Source organism: Blastococcus sp. HT6-30, assembly GCF_039729015.1.
Lineage (GTDB): Bacteria > Actinomycetota > Actinomycetes > Mycobacteriales > Geodermatophilaceae > Blastococcus.
The window spans coordinates 3465101-3485723 of record NZ_CP155792.1 but is presented as its reverse complement, the minus strand read 5'-3'; the positions used below and the strand labels follow the sequence as shown (position 1 = coordinate 3485723).

The window sequence follows — 20623 nt, the reverse complement described above, 5'->3', positions numbered from 1 at the left end:
AGGAGCCGTACCCGATGCGAACGATCAGGAGCTCACGGCGGCCGGCCGGACGTATGGCCGTCGCGATGGCGCTGGTGGGGGCACTCGCCGCCTGCGGGGGTGACAGCGGGTCCGAGGCCTCGTCCTCCGGCGCCGAGGGGGGCTTCGAGGGCGAGGACATCGATCTGGTGGTCCCCTACGAGCCCGGTGGCGGCTACGACGCCTACGCCCGGGCCCTGGCCCCTTACCTCGAGGAGTGCACGGGCGCCCGCGTCGTCGTCCGCAACGAGCCCGGTGCCGGCGGCCTGGTGGCCACGAACAAGACCGCGGCCGCCCCGGCCTCGGAGAACCGGCTGCAGATCGTGAACACGGTCGGCCTGGTCTCCGCGCAGATCGCCGGCGCCGAGGGTGCCGACTTCGACCTGAACGACCTCAACTGGATCGGCCGGGTCTCCGCCCCGCCGAACGTTGTGGTCGTGTCCCCGGACAGCCGGTTCCAGACCTGGCAGGACATCGTCGAGTCCGGGGAGACGGTGCGTTTCGTCGCGCAGGGGCCCGGGGCCAACGACTACATCGCGCCCAACATCCTCGGTGAGGCCTACGGGTTCCCGTTCGAGATCATCACCGGGTTCGCCGGGTCGACGGAGGCCCGTCAGTCGGTCGTCGCCGGGGACGCCGACGCCCACGCGCTTCCGGTGGACAGCCAGCTCGGGGCCATCGAGTCCGGTGACGTCCGCCCCGTCGTGACCGTGGACGAGGAGCCGGACCCGCTGCTGCCCGACACCCCCGCCATCAGCGAGACCGAGGCGCCCGACGCCGATGCGCAGGCGATCGTGGACAGCCTCATCGCGATGGGGGAGACGGGGCGCTCGCTGATCGTCTCGCCGGAGATGGAGCAGGCGCGGGTGGATGCGCTCCGCGAGGGCTTCCAGTGCGCGGTCGAGAACGAGGAGCTGCTCGAGGAGTTGGAGAGCCAGCAGCGGCCCATCAACGCGCTGAACGGCGAGGAGGCTGCCGAGCTCGTGCGGGAGGTGCTCGACTCGCCCGAGGCGTTCCAGGAACTGGTCGTCGCCAGCTACTGAGCCACATGCGTCAGGGGGCGGTCCCCCGGGTCACCGACCCGGGGGACCGCCCCCTGACGCATGTGCGCCGCACCTGGTGCATGTGCGCCGGGCCCCCGGACACGTGACGGCGCCCCGCGGAATCCCGCGGGGCGCCGTCCGATGCTGCGGAGTGCCGGTCGGCGGTCAGGCCTGGCCGGCGAGCTCACCGATCTGCGACGTCGAGGCCGTGTACTCCGGCGCGTCCTCCAGGTAGGCGACGTTGTCGTAGCCCAGGTGCTTGAACAGCCGGTTCTGGAAGGACAGCACCCGCAGCGGCGTGCCGTCCGCGGCGAAGATCTGGCAGACGTGGTTCTGCGGGACGTAGACCGTGTCGCCCTGCTTGAACTCGTGGCGGGTGGGCTCCTTGGCGATCCGCGCGTAGTACTTCTCGGCGATCTCGGCCTCTACCTCCCACATGAGCGCGTAGCCCTCGCCCTCGAGGATGTAGTGAACCTCGTCGGCCATCTTCCAGTACTTGCCGGACCGGCTGCCGGCGGGAACCTGCAGCTCGAGGGCGTCCACGGAGAACTGGCGGGCGTCGGTGCGCTCGGGGGCGTTCATGACGCGGACGCGGCCGAGCTGGGTGGTTTCCCAGGTGCAGTCGGCCGGCTTGATGACCTTCTTGCGGTCCAGGACCCCCGGGGTCCAGATCGCCGACCAGTCCTCGCGGGGCCCGAACTTCTCCTCGTTCTCCACCGGGCCGCTGCGACCCTGCTGGATGAGCCCCATGAACATCCAGGAGCACTTGGCCTTGACGACCAGGGCGACGGCCTTCTCCGGGTACGGGTTGAAGTGCCGGTGCACCGAGTCGGTGTGGACGAACACGAGGTCGTCCTTCTCCCAGTCGTAGCGCTGGTCGTCGTGGATCTCGTAGCCGCGGCCCTCGAGGATGTAGAAGGCGGCCTCGTTCTGGTGGCCGTGGCCGTGGTTGCTCGACTCGCCGGGCAGCTCCACGAAGTGGACCTGCAGCGTCTGGGTCAGGAAGTCCTCGTCGCCCGGGCCGATCCGCCACCAGGTGCGGCTCTTCTCGCTGTCGCCCGAGTGCCCGATCTTGGCGTCGTCCACCACGATGCTGTCGTCGCGGACCCGCTCGGCGGCCAGCTGAGCCTGGCGGAAGTCCCCCAGCCCGTAGGTCTCGGAGGTGAGTCCCCTGACGAATACGCGGCCCTTCTTGCCCATGTGTGCCTCCTCGTCGGCCCGGCACACGCTCGTACGCGTCGCGTCCCGATGGCCGTACTATGCTCCGAAATGGTCTGACCATCATGCCATGGCGCACGTCACAGTCCAAGGTTCTTCCGTAGGTCCCCCCAATCCGTCCGGTCGCCCGCGCTGCACGAGGCGCGGGGCCTCGGCGAGAGGTGCGCGATGCTGCTGATCGACAACGAGGCGACGGCGAGTGTGCTGGAGATGCCCTCGGTCATCTCCGTCCTCGAACAGGCCTACCGCGAGCTCGTCGCGGGAGAGGCCGTCTGCCGGCCGCGCATCGACATGCGCCTGCCGGTCGACGACCGGTCGGTCTACCAGTGGGGGACGATGGAAGGCGGGTCGGCGGCGTCCGGGTATTACGCCATCCGCATGAAGTCCGACGTGCTGACCGAGACCGAGTACGGCGGTACACGGACCCAGGAGAAGCACTGCGTGCGCCCGGGAACCTTCTGCGGGCTGATCTTCCTCCTCTCCGCCCGGACCGGCGAGCCGCTGGCGATCCTCAACGACGGGGTGCTGCAGCACATGCGCGTGGGCGCGGACTCCGCGATCGGCACGAAGTACGCCGCCCGGCAGGACGCCCGCGTGCTCGGGATGCTGGGTTCGGGTGGCATGGCCCGCAGTCACCTGGCGGCCCTGCTGACGGTGCGGCAGTTGGAGCGCGTGCAGGTCTACAGCCCCACCAGGGCCCACCGGGAGCGGTACGCCGGCGAGGTGGCCGAGGAGTACGGCCTGGAGGTCGTCGCCGTGGACGAGCCCCGGGATGTCTTCCGTGGTGCGGACGTCGTGGCCGGCTGCACGGACGCGGCGGCGGACGTCATCGTCGGTGACTGGCTCGAGCCCGGCACCCACGTGACCTGCATCGGTGGACGGCCGGACGCCCGCGCCCGCCAGGTGTTCGACGTGTGGCTGCGCCTGGGGACGGCGCCGGCGCCCCTGACCGACCCGACCTGGCGTCCCACCGACGAGTACATCGCGTACGCGGCGCGCCAGGACGACCCGGTGTGGGGCCGGCACACGCACGGCCGGGGCCGCCGGCCGCCGGCCGGTCCGGACGCCCCGCGCATGGTCGGCCTGGAGGACGTGCTGAGCGGCGCCGACACCGCGCGGTCCGACGACGCGGAGATCACGTTCTCGGAGCGGGGGAACATCCAGGGGGCGCAGTTCTTCGCCGTCGCGGGCCATGTGTACGAGCAGTGCCGTCGCCGCGGCCTGGGGCGTGAGCTGCCGACGGAGTGGTTCCTGCAGGACGTGCGGGACTGACGGTGGAGTCGCTCGGTACGGAGGACGGGGCCGGGGCGCCCCCGGGGATGGCCCGGCCGCCGGCGCCGGGGCGCCGCGCATGAGGGGCGTCCTGCGGCTGCTCGGCGTGTTCGGCGTCTTCCTCCGGGTCGGCGCGACCACCTTTGGGGGCATGTGGGCGGCCACCGACAAGCTGGAGCGTGACCTCGTCGACCGCGCCGGCTGGCTGCCGAAGGAGGAACTGCGGGCCTCCTTCGTGCTCGCGACGTTGATCCCGGCGCCACGTTTCCTCGCCCTCGGTGGCCTGGTCGGCTTCCGGGTGGGTGGCTGGCTCGGGGCGTTCCTGGCGGCGCTCGCCCTCGTCCTGCCGGCGTCGGCGCTCGTCGTCGTCGCGGCTGTGCTCGTCGGGCCAGAGCTCCTGGCCGGGCCCCTCGAGCCGCTGACCCGCACCGTGAGCATCGCGATCGTCGGCATCCTGTTCGGTAACGCCTACCGCCAGGTCCGGGGGGAGAAGGGCAGCCGTCGGCACCGGCGGGTCGGCGTCTTTCTGAGCGCGTCGATCCTCGTGTCGGTCGTGCTCGGCGTGCCGCTGATGGTGTCCGCAGTCGTCGGGTTCGTCCTCGGGGCGTTCCTGCTCCGGCCCGGGCCGGCAGACGGCGAACGCTAGTGGACGGCGTCGGCGTGCTGGAGATCTTCCTGCTGATGCTGGCCTCGGCGCTGCTCTCCTTCGGCGGGGGCAACGGCCAGATCCCGCTGATCCAGGGCCGCTGGGTCGAGACCGGCCAGCTGGCGCCGGAGCTGTTCACCTTCTCCCTGGCGGTCACCTACCTGGGCCCCGGCCCGCGCGCGGGCTTCCTCGCGGGCGTGGGTTACTACCTCGCCGGGTTGCCCGGGGCCGGGGCGGCCGTGCTGGGCATCCTGGTGCCGACCGTGCTCGGGGCCGGGGCGGTCAGTGCGGGGCTGTCACGGATGCGGCGCATCCTGCGCCGGATCGGGCCGTCGTCCGGGTTCGTGATCGCCGGGCTCATCGCGGCGGCCGCCTGGGGCATCGCCGTGCCGTTGGGTCTCCTGCCGGTGGAGTGGGTGGCCGTGGCCCTCGTCGCCGTGGTGGTCGTCCGCTGGGACATCGATCCCCTCACGGTGGTCCTGGCCGCCCTCTCCCTGGGGCTCGTCTGGTCGCTCGTCCAGTGACCGGGGGAACCCGGGCCGGCCGTGGGGGACCAGCCGCACCGCTCACGTGAGGGTCGTCCGCGTACCGGGTTCGACGGCCGCGGCGGGAGCGGCGGGCTCGTCGGCCCGGCGGCGCAGGCGGCGCAGCGTGGGCAGGAGCGCGAGGCTCGCGATCGCGGGGGCCAGGCCGCTGAGGAACAGCCCCGCCCGGGCGCTGAACTGCTCGCAGACCCAGCCGAGCAGTGGCCCGCCGATCGGTGTGCTGCCCAGGAAGACCGTGGCGTGCAGCGCGATCACGCGGCCCTGCATCGAGGCATCGACGCTGAGTTGCAGCAGGACCCGCGCCAGGGTGTTGAAGCAGATGTTCGTGACGCCCAGGCCCACGAGCAGCCCGAGGGCGACGGCGAGGCCGGGCGCCCCGGCCAGCAGCATGCTGGCGACGGCGAAGCCGCCGGTCCACAGCAGGAGCGACCACGTGCTGACCCGTTCCCGGGCCGCGCTGCCCAGGGCGCCGATGACGGCCCCGGCGCCGAGTGCGGAGGTCAACCACCCGTAGGTCTCCGCGCCACCGCCGAGGACGTCCCGCGCGAACAGGGGCAGCACGACCCGGAAGTTCTGGCCGAAGAGGGCGACGACGGCCACGAGCAGCATGCAGGCCCGCAGGTCGGGGCGGCGCCAGACGTAGCGCAGGCTCTCCATCGCCTGCCCCTTGCGGCGGGGCGCCGGCTCGCCGCGGCGGAGGCGGTCGGGGTCGATGCGCCAGAGGCTCGCCAGCACTCCCACGAACGAAGCGGCATTGACGGCGAAGGCGAGCCCGCTGCCCGCCCAGGCGATGAGGAGCCCGGCCGCGGCGGGGCCCAGCAGACGTCCCAGGTTGTGGATCGTCGAGTTGAGCGACTGCGCGTTTACGTAGTCCTCGGGCCCCACCATCTCGGTGATGAAGGCCTGGCGCGCCGGCACGTCGAGCACGGTGACCAGGCCGAGGCCGAGAGCCAGGGCGAAGACCATCCACAGCTCGACGGCGCCGGTGAGGGTGAGGACGGCGAGGACGGCGGCCAGGGCGGCGCTCACCGCCTGGGTTCCCATGATCGTGCGGCGGCGGTCGAGTCGGTCGACCAGGACCCCGCCCCAGACCCCGAGCAGCAGGGTCGGCACGGCCTGCAGGGCGGTGGCCACCCCTACGGCGATCGCGGAGTCCGACAGCTCCAGCACGAGCCAGTCCTGGGCGACCCGCTGCATCCAGGTGCCGGAGACGCTGACGGCGTGACCGGCGAAGAACGTGCGGTAATTCGGTACCCGGAGGGACCGGAAAGTCCGTTGCCGCCATGACCGCAGTCGCTGGGTCGCCGGCACACCCTGTCGCCGGCGGGGCGGCAGCAATCGCACGTACGCCCCCTTGACGGCCGGTCTGAAGGTATTACCTTATGCGAAACGTGACGGCGAACACGCTGGCGCCTGCTCCGAAGGAGACCGATAGTGGCCGATCCCTCAGCTGTCGCCGTCATCGGGTTGGGCGCGATGGGTGCCCCGGTCGTGCGGCACCTCCTCGCCGGCGGCGTCCCCGTGCAGGTCCACGACCTCGACGGCGCCGCCGTCGAGCGAGCCGTGGCGCTCGGGGCCCGCTCGGTCGCGTCGCTGTCCGACGTGGGCCGGGGGGCCGCCCTGGTGGCGGTCTTCGTCCCGACCGACGAGGACGTGCGCAGTGTGTGCCTGGGTGGCGACGGCCTGCTCGCCGGCTGCGCCGAGGGCGCGGTCGTGCTTCTCTGCTCCTCGGTGCGGCCGCAGACGTGTCGGGCGGTGGCCGCCGCGGCGCCGCCGGGGGTGGCCGTCCTCGACGGGGCGCTGACCGGCGGGGTGCGCGGGGCCGAGGCCGGGGAGGTCAACCTCCTGGTCGGCGGGGACGCCGACGTGCTCGCCGGCATCCGGCCGCTGCTCGGACCATGGACGAAGGCCGTGCACCACCTCGGTCCGCTCGGAGCCGGCCAGGTCGGCAAGACGGCGAACAACCTCGTGCACTGGGCGCAGATCTCGGCCATCACCGAGGCGCTGGAACTGGCGCGGCGCGGCGGTGTCTCGGTGCCGGTCCTGCGGGCCGCCCTGCAGGACGGGCCGACCGACTCCCGGACGCTGCGTGAGCTGGAGCAGATGCGGCTGACCTGGCACGCCAAGGACCTCGCCAACACCGCTGACCTGGCCGAGCAGGTCGGCATGGACATCCCGGTGGCGTCCACCGCACGCGAGGTCATGGCCCGCACCACCGTCGACGACGTCGCGCGACTGCTCGCCGACGGGCCCTTGCGGGCCTGCGAAGGCCGATAACAGTCCGATAACGCTTGGGCGAATGGTTAGACCAAGTCGCCTTGGCTGTGTTGACTGCCTCACACCCGAGAGGGGCCCGGGGTCGCCCGGGACGGCACAGGAACAACCCCGTTCACGGGCCGACAGGCCCCGTCCTCAATGGAGAGGCACATGCGGAACCGCCCCCTGGTCCCCCTGGCCAGTCTTGCCGCCGTGGCGTTGTTGACGTCGTCCTGCGGTGGCTCCCCCACCGCGTCCTCCGATGGCGGTGACGGGAACTCCTCGGAGGCCACCGCCGCCACGGAGACCTACGACCGCTTCAACGACATGTCGGGTCAGGAACGGACCGACGAGCTCGTCGCCTGCGCCGAGGAGGAGGGCGAGCTGAACATCTACACCTCCAACACGGACATGGAGAAGCTGATCGACGGCTTCACCGAGGAGTACGACATCGAGGTGAACAACTACCGGGCCAACTCCGAGTCCGTGCTGCAGCGGATCCTGCAGGAGGACGGGGCCGGCTACTACGGGGCCGACGTCTTCGAGACCAACGCCCTCGAGCTGGGCGTCGCCTCGGACGAGGGACTGCTCTACCCGTACGAGAGCGAGCTGCGCGACTCCGTCCGTGAGGAGGGCCGCGAGGACGAGAACTGGACCGCGACCCGGTTCAACGCCTTCGTCGTCGGCTGGAACACCGACCTCGTCCCGCCGGGCGCGGAGCCGACCTCCTTCGAGGAGCTGGCGGAGCCGCAGTGGAAGGGGCGCATCTCCCTCGAGGTCGGCGACGTCGACTGGTTCGCCGCCCTCCACGACTACTACGTCGAGGAGCAGGGGATGAGCGAGGACGAGTTCACCGACCTCATGACCCGGATGGCGTCCAACGCGCAGGTCGCCAAGGGCCACACGACGCAGGGCGAGCTGCTGTCGGCCGGCCAGTTCGCCGTGACCGTCTCGTCCTACAGCCACACCATCGACAAGGCCGCCGCCGGCGGAGCGCCGGTCGCGTGGCGACCGGCCGACGGCGAGCCGGTGCAGCCGATCGTCGTCCGCCCCAACGGGATCGGACTGGTGAGGACCGCCACGAACCCGTGCGCCGCGATGCTCTTCGTCGACTACGAGCTGACCGGTGGTCAGGAGGTCTTCACCGACGCCTTCCGGATCGGCGCCATCGAGGGCGGCGAGGACCCGCTCGAGGGCCTCGCGGTGTTCCCCGTGCCCGAGCGGAAGCTGCTCGAGGACCCCGACACCTGGAACAAGGCGTACGAGGACGTCGTCGCCAACGGCCAGGCGCTCGACTGACCATCCCACCCATCGTCCGACCGAACGTCCCGAACCCCTCGAGAAAGTGAGAACCACCATGCGGAAGCCCCGCACCCTGGCCCGCACCGCTCTGGCGGCCGGGGCCGTCGTGGTCCTGGCCGCCTGTGGCGGCAACCCGGCCTCCTCGCCCTCCGGCGGGTCGAACGGCGATGCGGCCTCCGGCCCGACGGACGCGGAGCAGCTGTACGAGGAGCTCGGCGAGCTCACCGGTCAGGAACGTCGCGACCGGCTCGTCGAGCTCGCCGCCGAGGAGGACGGGCTGAACCTCTACACCTCGATGAACGCCGACATGGTGGACGCCGTCACCGAGGCCTTCAGCGACGAGTTCGACATCGACGTGAGCACCTACCGCGCCGGGTCCGAGACCGTCCTGCAGCGAATCCTGCAGGAGCAGGACGCCGGTTTCGCCGGGAACGACGTGGTGGAGACGAACGCCACGGAGCTCATGGCCCTCCAGCAGGAGGACGTCATGGCCCAGTGCTCCTCGCCGGAGCGGATCGCGGAGGTGCCCGAGGCGGGCGTGTACGAGGACTGGGTGGCGACGCGGTTCAACCTCTTCGCGCCGAGCTGGAACGTCAACCTCATCCAGGACCCGCCGGAGGTGTGGGAGGACCTGGCCGACCCCAAGTACGACGGCCAGCTGGCCCTCGAGCTCGGTGACTACGACTGGTACATGGCGCTGACCGACTACTGGCTCGAGCAGGGCAGGAGCCAGGAGGAGGTCGACCAGCTCTGGGCCGACATCGTCGACGGCGCCAAGGTGGTCAAGGGCCACACGGTCATGGCCGAGCTGATGAGCGCCGGGCAGTACGGCCTCGCCTCGTCGAACTACACCTACATCGTCGAGGCGGCCAAGGCCGATGGCGCCCCGCTGGAGACCCAGCCCTACGTCAACCCGATCATCGCCCGGCCCAACGGGGGCAGCTGCATGAAGACCGCGCAGAACCCGGCCACGGCCATGTTGTTCATGGACTGGCTGCTCACGGAGGGCCAGGAGGTCCTCGCCTCCGCGGAGGCCACCCCGTCCACCGTCGAGGTCGAGTCCGAGCTCGTCGCGGTGGACGGCCAGAAGCTGCTCGACGAGGGCTCCGAGTGGAGCCAGCGCTACGACGACCTGCTCTCGGGCGTCGAGACGATCGGCGACTGACCCCGGACCGGGGCGGCGTCACGCACCAGCGTGGCGCCGCCCCGGTCGAGCGCCTGAGGCCCGGTCCGGGCCGGTTCCCCACCTTGCCCCACCCCCAGACATGAAGGAGTGATCCCCCGGGATGACCGCCAACCTGGCCGATCCGGCGGTGACGCCGGAGGAGTTGCGCCGGCCCAGCGACGGCCCGCCGGAGCGTAAGAAGGCGCGGTGGCGGGGGCCACTGACGCCCAAGATGTTCATCGTCGCCGGGGTGGCCGCCGCGATCGGCTACCTGGCGCTCGTCCCCCTCGGCTACCTCGTCTGGGGCACGTTCTTCGACGCGGAGGGCCTCGACCTCGGCAGTTTCCAGCGTGCCTACGGCGATGGCCGGATGGGGGAGCTGTGGGGCAACTCCCTCGCCTTCGCCGGCGGGGCGGCTCTGCTGTCGATCACGGTCGGCACCACGCTGGCCTACCTCAACGTGCGCACGGCGGTGCCCTTCAAGGCGCTGTTCTTCGCCGCGTCGATCGTCCCGCTGATCATCCCCGGCATCCTCTACACGGTCTCCTGGATCTTCCTGGCCAGTCCCCAGATCGGGCTGCTGAACGCGTTCTTCGAGCCGATCCTCGGCGACGCCCCGTTCAACATCTTCAGCATCTGGGGGATGATCTGGGTCGAGGGGCTGCACTCCTCGCCGATCGTCTTCCTGCTGATGGTCGCGGCGTTCCGGTCGATGGACCCCTCGCTCGAGGAGTCCGCGCTGATGTCGGGTGCCTCGCGCATGCAGGCGCTGCGCAAGGTGACCCTGCCGCTGGTGCGGCCCGCCCTGCTGTCCTCGGTCCTGGTCATCCTCATCACCAGCCTCGAATCGTTCGAGGTGCCGGCGCTGCTGGGCCTGCAGAACGGCATCTACGTCTTCACCAGCCGGATCTACTTCGTGCTGCGCAGCTACCCGCAGGACCTCGGCGCGGCCGGCGCCCTCGCGGTGAGCCTCCTCGCGGTCGCCGTCATCGGTGTGGCCGTCAGCCGACTGCTGGCCGGCAAGGGCAGCAAGACCTACCAGACCGTCACCGGCAAGGGCTTCCGTCCGCGGCCGCTGGACCTGGGCAAGTGGAAGCCCGTCGTCGGCGTCGGCATCCTGTTCTACTTCTTCGTCACGGTGCTGGGCCCGCTGCTGGTGCTGATCTACGCCGCCCTGCTGCCCTACTACCAGGCACCGTCGTGGGACGCCTTCTCCGCGTTCACCTTCGACAACTTCATCCAGGTGTTCGAGATGAACTCCGCCGCGCGGGCCCTGAGGAACAGCCTGATCCTGGGCATCGGCTCGGCGACGATCGTCATGGCCCTGATGGCGATCGCGGCCTGGATCTCGGTGCGGTCCACCCTCCCGGGGCGCGGCATCGTCGAGCAGCTCAGCTTCGTGCCGCTGGTCATCCCCGGCATCGTGCTCGGCCTGTCGATCTCGTTCGTGTACCTGCGGTTCCCGCTGCCGGTGTACGGAACGTTGCTGATCCTGCTGATCGCCTACTGCACCAAGTACATGCCGTACGGCATGCGCTACGCGACGACGTCTATGACGCAGATCTCCTCGGAGCTCGAGGAGTCGGCGATGGTCAGTGGCGCCAGCTGGTGGACGACGTTCCGCCGGGTGCTGCTGCCGCTGCTGTCACCGGGCATCACGGCCGGCTTCATCTACATCCTGGTCGTCAGCTTCCGCGAGCTGTCCAGCTCGATCCTCCTGTACAGCCCGGGCAACGAGGTGCTCTCCATCCTCATCTGGGAGCAGTTCGAGAACGGGTCGTTCAACGTCCTGGCCGCGATCGGCGTGCTCATGGTGCTGGCGCTGATGGTGATGGTCACGATCGCCTACAAGCTCGGCGCCAAGGTGGGTCTGCGTGAGGACTGAGCCGAGCGCCCGTACCCGTCAGAACAGCGACACCCATTCCATTCCACCGCACGTGCTCCGAGTCGGAAAGGACTCCTGAATCCCATGCTGAGGATCGACAACCTCGTCAAGTCCTTCGCCGGCGAGAAGGCCCGAGGCAAGAAGAAGGACGAGGCCGGGCACACCACGGTCTTCGCCGTCAACGACGTCAGCTTCGAGGTCAAGGAGGGTGAGCTGTTCACCCTGCTCGGCCCGTCGGGTTGCGGCAAGACCACCACGCTCCGGTCGATCGCCGGTCTGGAGAAGCCGGACAGCGGGACCATCGCCGTCGGAGACCGGGTGATGTTCTCCTCCACCGGCACCGGGCGCACGGTCAACCTGCCGGCCAACCAGCGGGGTCTGGGCATGGTCTTCCAGTCCTACGCGATCTGGCCGCACATGACGGTGTTCGACAACGTCGCCTTCCCGCTGCAGGTCCGGCCCCGCGGCCAGCGCCCGGCGAAGAAGGTGATCGCCGAGAAGGTCGAGCGGGTGCTGGCGACGATGCAGTTGTCCGAGCAGGCCGGCCGGCAGGCGACCAAGCTCTCCGGCGGTCAGCAGCAGCGCCTGGCCCTCGCCCGCGCCCTGGTGATCGAGCCCCCGCTGCTGCTCCTCGACGAGCCGCTGTCGAACCTGGACGCCAAGCTGCGGGAGTCCCTGCGCTACGAGCTGAAGCGGCTGCAGCGGGAGATGGGCATCACCTCGGTCTACGTGACGCACGACCAGGTGGAGGCGCTCGCCCTCTCCACGCAGATCGCCGTCATGGAGCGGGGCGGCGTCGTCCAGCTCGGCAAGCCGCGCGAGGTGTACGAGCAGCCGGCCAACAAGTTCGTGGCCGAGTTCATCGGCACGTCGAACTTCATCCCGGGGAAGGTCGCCTCCCAGCAGGCGGGTCGGCATTGCGTGGACACCTCCAACGGCATCCTGTACCTCGAGTCGCCCCACCACCTGCCCGTCGGCTCGGACGTCGTCGTCTCGATCCGCCCGGAGGCCGTCGAGCTGACGACCAGCAGCCAGGGCGACCGGGCGGCCAACGAGTGGGGCGGCACGGTCGTGGCCCGGGCGTTCCTCGGCGACGCCGTCGACCACGTCGTCGCCGTGGGCGAGCACGAGATGCGTGCGCGGGTGAACCCGTCGGTGTCCATCGAGTCGGGCACGCCGGTCTACCTGCAGCTGGACCCGTCGAAGATCTCCCTCGTGCCGGTGAACTGAGTGCCTCTGCCAACCCTCTTCCGGAACCGCGACTTCACGCTCTACTGGTCGGGGGTCGTCCTCAGCCAGATCGGCACCCGGGGCACCGTCGCCGCGAACTACTTCCACGTCTACGCGCTGACCGACTCCATCGCCTACACGGGGTTGGTCGGCGCGGGGCAGGCGGTGGCGCTGATCCTGCTCAGTCCCCTGGGTGGGGCGCTCGCGGACCGGTACGACCGTCGCCGGCTGCTGCAGGCGGCCCAGGCGGCGGCGCTGGTCGTCGCGCTCGCGCTGACCGTGGTGACCTTCTCGGGAGCGGTCCAGGCCTGGCACGTCGTCCTGAGCGTGCTGTTCACCACGGCGGCGGCGACGTTCGACCAGCCGGCCCGGCAGGCGCTGATCCCGGCGCTCGTGGGGCGCAAGCACATCGGCGAGGCCATCGCCCTGCTCAACCCCTCGCGCGAGGTGGCGGTCCTGCTCGGTCCGCTACTGGCCGGGCTGCTCATCGCCGTGGGCGGTCCGGAGCTGATGTACCTGGTCGACGTGGTCACCTACGCGGTGCTCGTGGTGGTGCTCGCCTTCATCAGGACGCCACCGCTGGTGAGTGGCCAGGCCCCGCCGACGTCGATCTTCGCCAGCATCGCGGAGGGCGCACGCTACGTCGTCCGCCGTCCGCTGATCACCAGCCTCATGGGGCTGGACCTGTCGGCGACGGTGCTCTCCGCCTACCGGGTGCTCCTGCCGGCGATCGCGACCGACGTCCTCGCCGTCGGTGCGACCGGGTACGGAGTGTTGTCCAGTGCTCCCTCGGCGGGGGCGCTCCTGGCCACCTACACGATCTTCAGGGTGGTCAAGGACTCGCGGCGGCAGGGCCGGGTGCTGCTGGTGTCGACGTTCCTCTACGGCATCGCCGCGATCGGCCTGGCCCAGTCGCCCGTCGTCTGGCTGGCAGTCGGGGCGGCGCTGCTGCTCGGTGCCTTCGACGCGATGGCCACGACCATCCGCCACGCGGCCGTGCAGATCGACACACCCGACGAGATCCGGGGGAGGGTCACCGCCTTTTACCAGATGTCGTCCCGCGGTGGTCCGGCGATCGGTGACGTGGCCATGGGCGCCTTCGCCGGGGCGGTCGGCCCGGTGCTCGCCCTCACCCTGGGGGGGATCGGCCCGATGCTGGTGGCCCTGGCGTTCTGGTCGCGGCCCAACGTGGTGCGCGACTACCGGGGCGTCATCGAGGACGACGGCGCGGAGGAGCCGGTGGCTCCGCCGGACGCGCGACCGATCGCGAGCGAGACTCCCGGACCCACCTGATCCGCCCGATCGGCAGAGGGCCCGGCGCCGTGCGGCGCCGGGCCCTTCCGTTCGCTGCCCACGGGGGGCGCCGCCGGGTGATCGGCGGCGCCCCCGTGGGCTGCTACTTCGGCTGGCAGATCACGTCGACCAGCGCTGGGGTCCCGGTCCGTTGCACGTGCTCGGCTGCCCGGCGTACCGCCTCCTGGACGGCGTCGGGGTCGCTGATCGGCCCTTCGGCCCACCAGCCGAAGGATCGCGCAAGTGCGGCGAAGTCCGGCGCCGGGGTGTCGATCGCCATGCCGATGTGCGCGCGCTCCCGGGGCGTCCCGCGGTGGCGGGCCAGCCGCTCCTGGTGCTCCCAGTCGTTGTAGTACGCGCGGTTGTTGAACATGACCACCAGCAGGGGTAGCTCGTAGCGGCTGGCCACCCACAGCGCGCCGGCGTCGAACATGAGGTCACCATCGGGCTGCAGGTCGACGACGAGCCGCCCGGTGCCCTTGTGCGCGAGCGCCACGCCCAGGGAGATGCCGATCTGGGTCGCCGTGCCCAACTGCTTACCCGGGTGGCGGTAGGCCGCATCGAAGTCCCATGTCCGCAGCGCCCATTCGGCGGCGGTGCCGGCCGTGAGCACCCAGTCGTAGTCCCGGACGACCTCCCACACCTCCTCCGCCAGCCGCGCGGTGGACACCGGGCTCTGGTCCCGGACGGCCGCGGCCTTCCGGCGCCACCCCTCCCAGGTCTCGTCGTGGTGCGTGGTCAGCGCGTCGCGCCACTGCTGGCGCTCCGCGGCCCGGTTCTCGCCGTCCGCGGTCACGAGTTCCCGGCAGAGCTCCAGCAGCAGCGGTAGTGCGACCGCGGTGTCGGCGGTGACCTGGAGGTCGGTGGGGAGCAGCTCGGCGTAGTCCTCGCTCCAGGAGGAGATCCCGACGTCGTTGAAGCCGAGGTCGAGCACGGTGGTGCCCGGGGCGAGCTTCGATTGGATGGTCCGCGTCGCGGACTCCAGCTTCTGCGTGGGCTTGCCCATGTCCTTGACGTCGAGGAACAGCACGCAGTCCGCCTCTTCCAGGGCGCTGCTGCCGGTCACGTTGAGCGGGTGCCGGTTGGGGAAGTTCAGCCGCCAGTGGGTCTCCACCACACCCGCGCCGACGAGCTCGGCGAGCTCGACCAGGGTGGTGAAGCTCTGCGGGTCCCGGCCGGAGTAGGCCGGCACGATCACCGGGCGCCGGGCCGCGCACAAGGCGGTGGCCAGTTCCGACAGGGCGCCGGGCTCCGGCGCGAGCCGGGTGGGCACCGCGGCAAGCCGCGGGAGGTCGTCCAGCGGGACCGGCTCGGTCAGGGCCGTCTCCTGCAGGCCGGCGTCGAGCGCGACATAGACCGGGCCGCGCGGCTCTTCCATCGCGATCCGGTAGGCCCGGGCCAGGACCGTCTGCACCGAGGCGACGCTGCGCGGTTCGTGGTCCCACTTCGTGTACGCCCGCACCGCCTCGCCCTGCACGTTGGCGGAGTGGATCCAGTCGATGTTCGGCCTGCGGCGGTCGTGCTCGGCGGGTCCGGACCCGCCGAGCACGACGACAGGCGTCCGGTCGATGTAGCTGTAGTAGACCCCCATCGTGCCCTGGAGCAGCCCGACCAGGTCGTGCAGGAGCACCGCCATCGGCTCGCCGGTGGCCTTGGCGTAGCCGTGTGCCAGCGCCACGGCGATCTTCTCGTGCGGGCACTCGATCATCTCGATGTCGTCACCGCCGTAGTTGACCAGGGAGTCGTGCAGTCCCCGGAACGAGGAGCCGGGGTTCAGGGCCACGTACCGCAGGCCCAGACCGCGCAGCACGTCCACCATGACGTCCGAGCCCCACTGCGGGTCGTCGTAGGGGGCGAAGTTGGCCCCGCGCGGGTGGTGCTGCTCCTCGGACGCGGGGTGCTTGGGCCCGTCGGTCTCGGCGTGCGTCACGGTTCGGCTCCTGTCGTGGGCGGGAAGCGGTCGAGCGCCGCGAAGAGCTCGTCGGTGGAGCGCACGCGGGCAGTGCGGGGGAACACCTCGTCGGCGAAGAAGGTCCGCTGGGGCGCACGCCCGGTGAGGCCCTCGGGAACGACGAACACCTGCAGGTCGAGATCGCGCGCCGCGTACGCGGTGGAGGCCACGCCTACGTGCGTGGAGCCGCCGACCAGGACCAGCGTGTCCGCCCCGCGAGCACGCATCGCCGGGTGCAGGCAGGTGCCGTGCAACGCGGACCAGCGGTGCTTGGGGACGTCGAGGTCCTCGGGCCGCTGGCCCAGCTCCGCCAGCGTGCGGTACCCGGGGTCGCCGCCGCCGTGCGGTGGCGTGACCGGCCGCGGGTGGTCGGGGCCGAACGCCACGTGTCCGCCGTCCACGTCGGTCAACGCCAGGGCGAAGTCCAGACCGTCGGCCCGGTGGTCCGCTCGCGCCCACGCGACCAGCACGCCGCGGCGCCGGCATCCGTCGACGAGCCGCCGGACGTGCGGGATCGCGCCGGATGCCTCCGCGCCCGGGCGGTAGTGCTCCAGCAGATCGAACACGCACAACACCGTGCGGGCCGGGTCGAGGACCTCCCTGCCGCGGAACAGCTCGGGATCGGCGGCGGGACTGGCTCCGGGTGGCCTCACAGCAGCGTCACGGTGACGGCCTTCTCCCGGGTGTAGGACACCAGCTCCTCGGGCCCGTTCTCCTGGCCGAGGCCGCTGCGCTTCCAGCCGCCGAAGGGCATGCCCGTGGGCCGGCGGCCGCTGCCGTTGACGTACACGTAGCCGGCCTCTACGGCGCTCGCCGTGCGCAGCGCGGTGCTCACGTCGTTGGTCCAGATGTTCGCCGTCAGGCCCAGCGGAAGGGCGTTGGCCCGGCGCACCACCTCGTCGACGTCGCGCCAGGGCAGCACGGTCATGACCGGGCCGAAGATCTCCTCACGGACGGCGGTCATCCCCTCGTCGAGGTCGGTGAGCACGGTCGGCCGCAGGTAGAAACCACGGTCCAGGCCGGCGGGCCGGTCACCCCCGTAGGACACCGTCGCGCCTTCGCGGCGTGCGCCCTCCACGAACCCGGTGACCCGTTCGTAGTGCGCCCGGAAGGACAGCGGCCCCACCTGCGTCTCCTCGTCGTGCGGGTCCCCGATGCGCAGCTCGTCGAGGCGACGGTGCAGCGCGTCCAGGAAGGGCCCGCGGACGTCGTCGTGCACGAACAGCCGGGTGCCCGACCCGCAGGACTGCCCGGTGGAGCGCACGATGTTCATGCCCGCCACGGCCGCCCGCGCGGCCCGCTCCGGATCGACGTCCGGGAAGACGATGACGGGGTTCTTGCCGCCGAGTTCGAGGCTGACGTGCTTGATCTCGTCGGCCGCGCCCCGCAGCACCGCCCGGCCGGTGGCCACCGAGCCGGTGAAGGCGATCCGTGGCACGCCGGGGTGCTCCACCAACCGGCCGCCGACGACGCCCCCGGCCCCGGTGACCACGTTGAGCACGCCGGGCGGGAGGACGGCGTCGGCGATGCGGGCGAGTTCGAGCGCCGAGAGCGAGGTCTGCTCGCCGGGCTTGAGCACGACAGCGTTGCCGGCGGCCAGGGGCGCCGCGCACTTCCCGGCGGCGAACTTCAGCGGATGGTTGTAGGGCACGATCCGCCCCACCACCCCGTAGGGCTGGCGGAGCGTGTAGCTGAACGACCCCTCCGCGGGCGGCGCGGTGCTGCCGCGGGTCTGCGAGGCGATGCCGGCGAAGTACTCCAGCTCGGTCACCGCGCCGTCGACGTCGGCGCGCATCGCGGTGATCGGCGAGCCGCCGTCACTGGTGTCCAGCCGGGCCAGCATCTCCCGCTCCTCGTGGAGCGCGCCGGCCAGCTCGCGCACCAGCGCCGCCCGGCGGGCCCAGCCCAGGGCTGCCCAGGCGGGTGCGGCTTCCGCCGCTGCGGCGACGGCGGCGTCCACATCGGCGGCCGTGCCGGCGGGGAAGGTCCCGATGACCTGCTCCGTGGCCGGGTCCTCGGCCGCCAGGACGCCACCGTCGCCGGCGTCGCGCCACTGCCCGCCGACCAGCATCCGCCGGTGGGGGGCCGCCCCGCCCTGCCCGGCGGTCATCGCGGCGACGTCCGGACGTGCACGACGGCGACCGCGCCGTCGAGGGCGGCCCGCCGGCCGCGATCGAGCGCGGCGGCGAGGTCCTCGGGATCCTCCACCGGGCCCTCGGCCCAGCAACCGTACGAGCGGGCGAGGCCGGCGAGGTCCACGGCCGGGTCACTGATGCGCATACCGATCCAGCTGTTCTCCTCCGGCCGCCCGCGGTGCCGGGCCACCTCCGCCTGGTGCGGCTCGTCGTTGTAGAAGCTCGAGTTGTCGTTGACGACGACCAACGCCGGGATGCGGTAGTGCGCCGCGGTCCAGAGCGCGGACGAGGCCATGAGGAGGTCGCCGTCGCCGATGATCCCGACGCCGAGCTGTCCCCGGTCGCGGGCGGCCAGCGCGCCGCCCACCAGGGCACCTGGGCCGTAACCGACACCCCCGCCGCCGGAGTGGCCCAGGTAGCTGCCGGCGCCGGGCAGCTGCCAGACACCCTCGGGCCAGGTGCGGGTGTTGCGCAAGCACAGCAGGTGGTCGACGTCGCGGACCGCGGCCCAGGTCTCGGCGACCAGCCGGGCCGGGCTGATCGGGTGGTCGTCCCACCGCCGGGCCAGTTCAGCGGCCTGCGCCTCGCGCAGTCGCCGCACCCGCTCCGCCACCTGAGCGGTCCGCCGCTCGGCGGCTGCGCTGTCCACCTGGTCGCGCAGCGTGGCAACCAGCTGGGCCAGTCCGGTCAGCGGGTCGGCCAGCACCTGGACGTCGCGGGCCAGCGGGCTGCCGAAGGCGTGGGTCCAGGACGGCTGGCCGAGGTCCCCGTGGGAGAGGTCGATGACCAGCGGGCCGGTCCGCTGGTCGGCGGAGCCGGCACCGCGGGGGCCACGGTCCCGGCTGCGCAGGAGCGCGTTCAGGTCGACGACGTCGATGGCGAGGACGACGTCGGCGTCCTCGAGGAGACGTGCGTCGCCCGTGCAGTTCTGCGGGTGCCCGGTGGGCAGCACCACCGTGTTGCGGTCGTCCCGGTACGCGGCCCCGAGCAGCTCGACGACCTCGGTCACGGCGGCTGTGGCACGGGGGTCGAGGCCGACGCGCCCGGCCACCACGACCGGGAACCGCGCGGCCGCAAGGGCCTCGGCCGCCCGCTCCACCGACGCGGGGTCGGCCGCCATCGGGGGTGCGGGGGCGTGCCGGGCCAGATCGGGCAGGGGGACCTGCCGGTCGAGCGCGGCCTCCTGGACACCAGCGTCCAGGCTGACGTAGGCCGGTCCGCACGGCGCCGACAGGGCTCGCTGCCGGGCCCGGGTGACGTCGGCGACGAACGCGGCCGGGGTCATCGGCTCGGCGTCCCAGACGGTGAAGTCCCGGACGAGCTGGGCCTGCGTGCTCGCCGAGTGGATCCAGTCGACCGGCCGCCGCTGTGCGGGGTCGGCCGGGCCGCTGCCGCCGAGCAGCAGCAGCGGGGTCCGGTCGCAGAAGGCGTCGTAGACGGCCATCGAGGCGTGCTGCAGGCCGACCAGGTCGTGCACCGCAGCCGCACCCAGGCGCCCGGTCGCCTTGGCCCACCCGTGCGCGAGGGAGACCGCGACCTCCTCGTGCAGGCAGAGCAGCAGCCGGGGACCGGCGTTGCCGCCGTGGTTGACCAGTGAGTCGTGCAGGCCGCGGAAGGAGGACCCCGGGTTCAGCGGTAGGTAGCTGAGATCCATGGCGGCCAGGAGGTCCACGACCACGTCACTGCCCCAGGCGGCGGGCTGCCGCCCGGCGGGTAGGCCGGCCGGGCGCTCCACGCTCACCGGGAGCGGGCCTCGGCCAGGGCCGCCCGCTCCGCGTCCGCCGCCGCCCGCAGGTGCTCGCCGGTCAGCCGCCCCGGATCCGAAGCGAGCTCCGGATGCGAGCCCATGGCCGCCAGCACCAGCTTGCGCACCCGCCGGCCGTCGAGACCGGTGCAGCGGTCGGCGAGGTCGGCGATCAGCTCGTCGTCGAGGGCGACCGCGAGGAGGCCGGGGAAGACCGCCGCGGCCTCGGCCAGGGCCTCCCGCAGGATCCGCTCGACCGTCGGCCGGTCCGGCAGACCCAGGCGCAGCACGAGGTCGGCCCGGTCGAGGAAGGCCTCGTCGACGGCGGCGGCGAAGTTCGTCGTGCCGAGCACGAGCACCTGGGGGCAGGTCCGGCGCAGCAGGTCCAGCCCGGACAGCAGCGCGTCGGTCGCCCGGTGCACGTCGACCGGGTTGGTCTCGAAGCTGGCCGTGCTGCGGCGCACGGCCATCGCCTCGATCTCGTCGACCAGCACGACCGTGTGCGGGCGGCGAGCGGCCAGCTCCGGCAGGCTGTCGGAGAACAGCCGCCCGATGGCCCGCGGCCCCTCGCCCAGCATGTCGCTGGGGAAGGCGTGCGGATCGATCTCGACGAACGTGGTCGCCCCGCGCGGGGCCAGGGCCAGGGCCACCTTCTGCGCCAGCCCCTGGCACAGCGTCGTCTTGCCGGTGCCCGGCGGGCCGGAGAGCAGGATCAGCCCGTGCGGGGCCCCGTTGAGCTCACCCAGCGCACGGCCGTGCCGCAGCACGAGCAGCGCGGTGCCGAGCAGCCGGTCCTTGACGCCGCTGGGCGTGATGATGCTGTCCCAGGGGCCGTCGTGGTGGTCGGCCGGCAGGGCGTGGACGCCGATGATGCCGGGGGGCAGGGTCGCTGCCGGCCGCGTCGCGTTCAGCGCCATCGG

The 20623-nt window shown here is 72.0% G+C and carries 17 protein-coding genes; 10 read left to right on the top strand and 7 right to left on the bottom strand.

Annotation, left to right across the window (positions count from 1 at the left end; all coding sequences use genetic code 11):
- The first annotated feature begins 65 nt into the window (after positions 1–65).
- Positions 66–1061, top strand: coding sequence for a tripartite tricarboxylate transporter substrate-binding protein (locus tag ABC795_RS16855; RefSeq protein ID WP_347058377.1), 996 nt, complete (start codon positions 66–68; stop codon positions 1059–1061).
- Positions 1062–1226: 165 nt separating this feature from the next.
- On the opposite strand, the gene ABC795_RS16850 is transcribed toward ABC795_RS16855, so the two are convergent.
- A complete protein-coding gene (locus ABC795_RS16850) occupies positions 1227–2261 on the bottom strand; it encodes a cupin domain-containing protein (protein ID WP_347058375.1) in 1035 nt (344 codons plus the stop codon).
- A 186-nt stretch (positions 2262–2447) separates the two neighbouring features.
- Here ABC795_RS16850 and ABC795_RS16845 point away from each other — a divergent pair, with 186 nt between their 5' ends.
- The 3 genes from ABC795_RS16845 (at position 2448) to ABC795_RS16835 (ending at position 4721) form a co-directional block, all read left to right on the top strand.
- A complete protein-coding gene (locus ABC795_RS16845; RefSeq protein ID WP_347058373.1) occupies positions 2448–3551 on the top strand; it encodes a hypothetical protein in 1104 nt (367 codons plus the stop codon).
- A 79-nt stretch (positions 3552–3630) separates the two neighbouring features.
- Positions 3631–4197, top strand: coding sequence for a chromate transporter (locus ABC795_RS16840; protein WP_347058372.1), 567 nt, complete (start codon positions 3631–3633; stop codon positions 4195–4197).
- A complete protein-coding gene (locus ABC795_RS16835) occupies positions 4197–4721 on the top strand; it encodes a chromate transporter (protein WP_347058371.1) in 525 nt (174 codons plus the stop codon). The genes ABC795_RS16840 and ABC795_RS16835 overlap by 1 nt, the downstream gene beginning before the upstream one ends.
- Positions 4722–4763: 42 nt before the next feature.
- Here the strand turns inward: ABC795_RS16835 and ABC795_RS16830 are convergent, their stop codons facing one another.
- Positions 4764–6053, bottom strand: a complete 1290-nt coding sequence (locus tag ABC795_RS16830; protein WP_347060742.1) for an MFS transporter — start codon at positions 6051–6053, stop codon at positions 4764–4766.
- 123 nt (positions 6054–6176) lie between these two features.
- On the opposite strand from ABC795_RS16830, the gene ABC795_RS16825 reads away from it, so the two are divergent.
- The 6 genes from ABC795_RS16825 to ABC795_RS16800 all read left to right on the top strand — a co-directional run bounded on the left by ABC795_RS16825 (position 6177) and on the right by ABC795_RS16800 (position 13873).
- Positions 6177–7019, top strand: coding sequence for an NAD(P)-dependent oxidoreductase (locus ABC795_RS16825; RefSeq protein WP_347058369.1), 843 nt, complete (start codon positions 6177–6179; stop codon positions 7017–7019).
- A 150-nt stretch (positions 7020–7169) separates the two neighbouring features.
- Positions 7170–8297, top strand: coding sequence for an extracellular solute-binding protein (locus tag ABC795_RS16820; protein ID WP_347058368.1), 1128 nt, complete (start codon positions 7170–7172; stop codon positions 8295–8297).
- A gap of 58 nt (positions 8298–8355) precedes the next feature.
- A complete protein-coding gene (locus ABC795_RS16815) occupies positions 8356–9465 on the top strand; it encodes an extracellular solute-binding protein (RefSeq protein ID WP_347058367.1) in 1110 nt (369 codons plus the stop codon).
- Positions 9466–9586: 121 nt separating this feature from the next.
- Positions 9587–11350 (top strand): iron ABC transporter permease, encoded by a 1764-nt coding sequence (locus ABC795_RS16810; RefSeq protein WP_347058366.1) that lies wholly within the window; start codon positions 9587–9589, stop codon positions 11348–11350.
- Between the two features lie 84 nt (positions 11351–11434).
- On the top strand, positions 11435–12580 hold the full coding sequence (locus ABC795_RS16805; protein ID WP_347058365.1) for an ABC transporter ATP-binding protein: 1146 nt from the start codon (positions 11435–11437) through the stop codon (positions 12578–12580).
- On the top strand, positions 12581–13873 hold the full coding sequence (locus ABC795_RS16800) for an MFS transporter (protein ID WP_347058363.1): 1293 nt from the start codon (positions 12581–12583) through the stop codon (positions 13871–13873). It begins immediately after the preceding gene.
- 103 nt (positions 13874–13976) lie between these two features.
- Here the strand turns inward: ABC795_RS16800 and ABC795_RS16795 are convergent, their stop codons facing one another.
- The 5 genes from ABC795_RS16795 to ABC795_RS16775 form a co-directional block, all read right to left on the bottom strand.
- Positions 13977–15803 (bottom strand): thiamine pyrophosphate-binding protein, encoded by a 1827-nt coding sequence (locus ABC795_RS16795; RefSeq protein WP_347058361.1) that lies wholly within the window; start codon positions 15801–15803, stop codon positions 13977–13979.
- Positions 15800–16390, bottom strand: a complete 591-nt coding sequence (locus tag ABC795_RS16790; RefSeq protein WP_347058360.1) for an isochorismatase family cysteine hydrolase — start codon at positions 16388–16390, stop codon at positions 15800–15802. The genes ABC795_RS16795 and ABC795_RS16790 overlap by 4 nt, the downstream gene beginning before the upstream one ends.
- A gap of 83 nt (positions 16391–16473) precedes the next feature.
- Positions 16474–17934 carry an aldehyde dehydrogenase family protein gene (locus tag ABC795_RS16785; RefSeq protein ID WP_347058358.1) on the bottom strand — a complete coding sequence of 487 codons (1461 nt, stop codon included), beginning with the start codon at positions 17932–17934 and terminating at the stop codon, positions 16474–16476.
- Positions 17931–19700 (bottom strand): thiamine pyrophosphate-binding protein, encoded by a 1770-nt coding sequence (locus tag ABC795_RS16780; RefSeq protein ID WP_347058356.1) that lies wholly within the window; start codon positions 19698–19700, stop codon positions 17931–17933. Before ABC795_RS16780 ends, ABC795_RS16785 begins: the two co-directional genes overlap by 4 nt.
- Complete coding sequence (locus ABC795_RS16775; RefSeq protein WP_347058355.1) at positions 19697–20620, bottom strand: AAA family ATPase; 924 nt, start codon at positions 20618–20620, stop codon at positions 19697–19699. The genes ABC795_RS16780 and ABC795_RS16775 overlap by 4 nt, the downstream gene beginning before the upstream one ends.
- Between the last annotated feature and the right edge of the window lie 3 nt (positions 20621–20623).

What these genes read in the sequence shown, in the direction of transcription:
- ABC795_RS16855 (WP_347058377.1), top strand. Translation starts at nt 66, where the DNA reads ATGGCGCTGGTGGGGGCACTCGCCGCCTGCGGGGGTGACAGCGGGTCC.
- ABC795_RS16850 (WP_347058375.1), bottom strand. Translation starts at nt 2,261, where the DNA reads ATGGGCAAGAAGGGCCGCGTATTCGTCAGGGGACTCACCTCCGAGACC.
- ABC795_RS16845 (WP_347058373.1), top strand. Translation starts at nt 2,448, where the DNA reads ATGCTGCTGATCGACAACGAGGCGACGGCGAGTGTGCTGGAGATGCCC.
- ABC795_RS16840 (WP_347058372.1), top strand. Translation starts at nt 3,631, where the DNA reads ATGAGGGGCGTCCTGCGGCTGCTCGGCGTGTTCGGCGTCTTCCTCCGG.
- ABC795_RS16820 (WP_347058368.1), top strand. Translation starts at nt 7,170, where the DNA reads ATGCGGAACCGCCCCCTGGTCCCCCTGGCCAGTCTTGCCGCCGTGGCG.
- ABC795_RS16815 (WP_347058367.1), top strand. Translation starts at nt 8,356, where the DNA reads ATGCGGAAGCCCCGCACCCTGGCCCGCACCGCTCTGGCGGCCGGGGCC.
- ABC795_RS16810 (WP_347058366.1), top strand. Translation starts at nt 9,587, where the DNA reads ATGACCGCCAACCTGGCCGATCCGGCGGTGACGCCGGAGGAGTTGCGC.
- ABC795_RS16805 (WP_347058365.1), top strand. Translation starts at nt 11,435, where the DNA reads ATGCTGAGGATCGACAACCTCGTCAAGTCCTTCGCCGGCGAGAAGGCC.
- ABC795_RS16785 (WP_347058358.1), bottom strand. Translation starts at nt 17,934, where the DNA reads ATGACCGCCGGGCAGGGCGGGGCGGCCCCCCACCGGCGGATGCTGGTC.
- ABC795_RS16775 (WP_347058355.1), bottom strand. Translation starts at nt 20,620, where the DNA reads ATGGCGCTGAACGCGACGCGGCCGGCAGCGACCCTGCCCCCCGGCATC.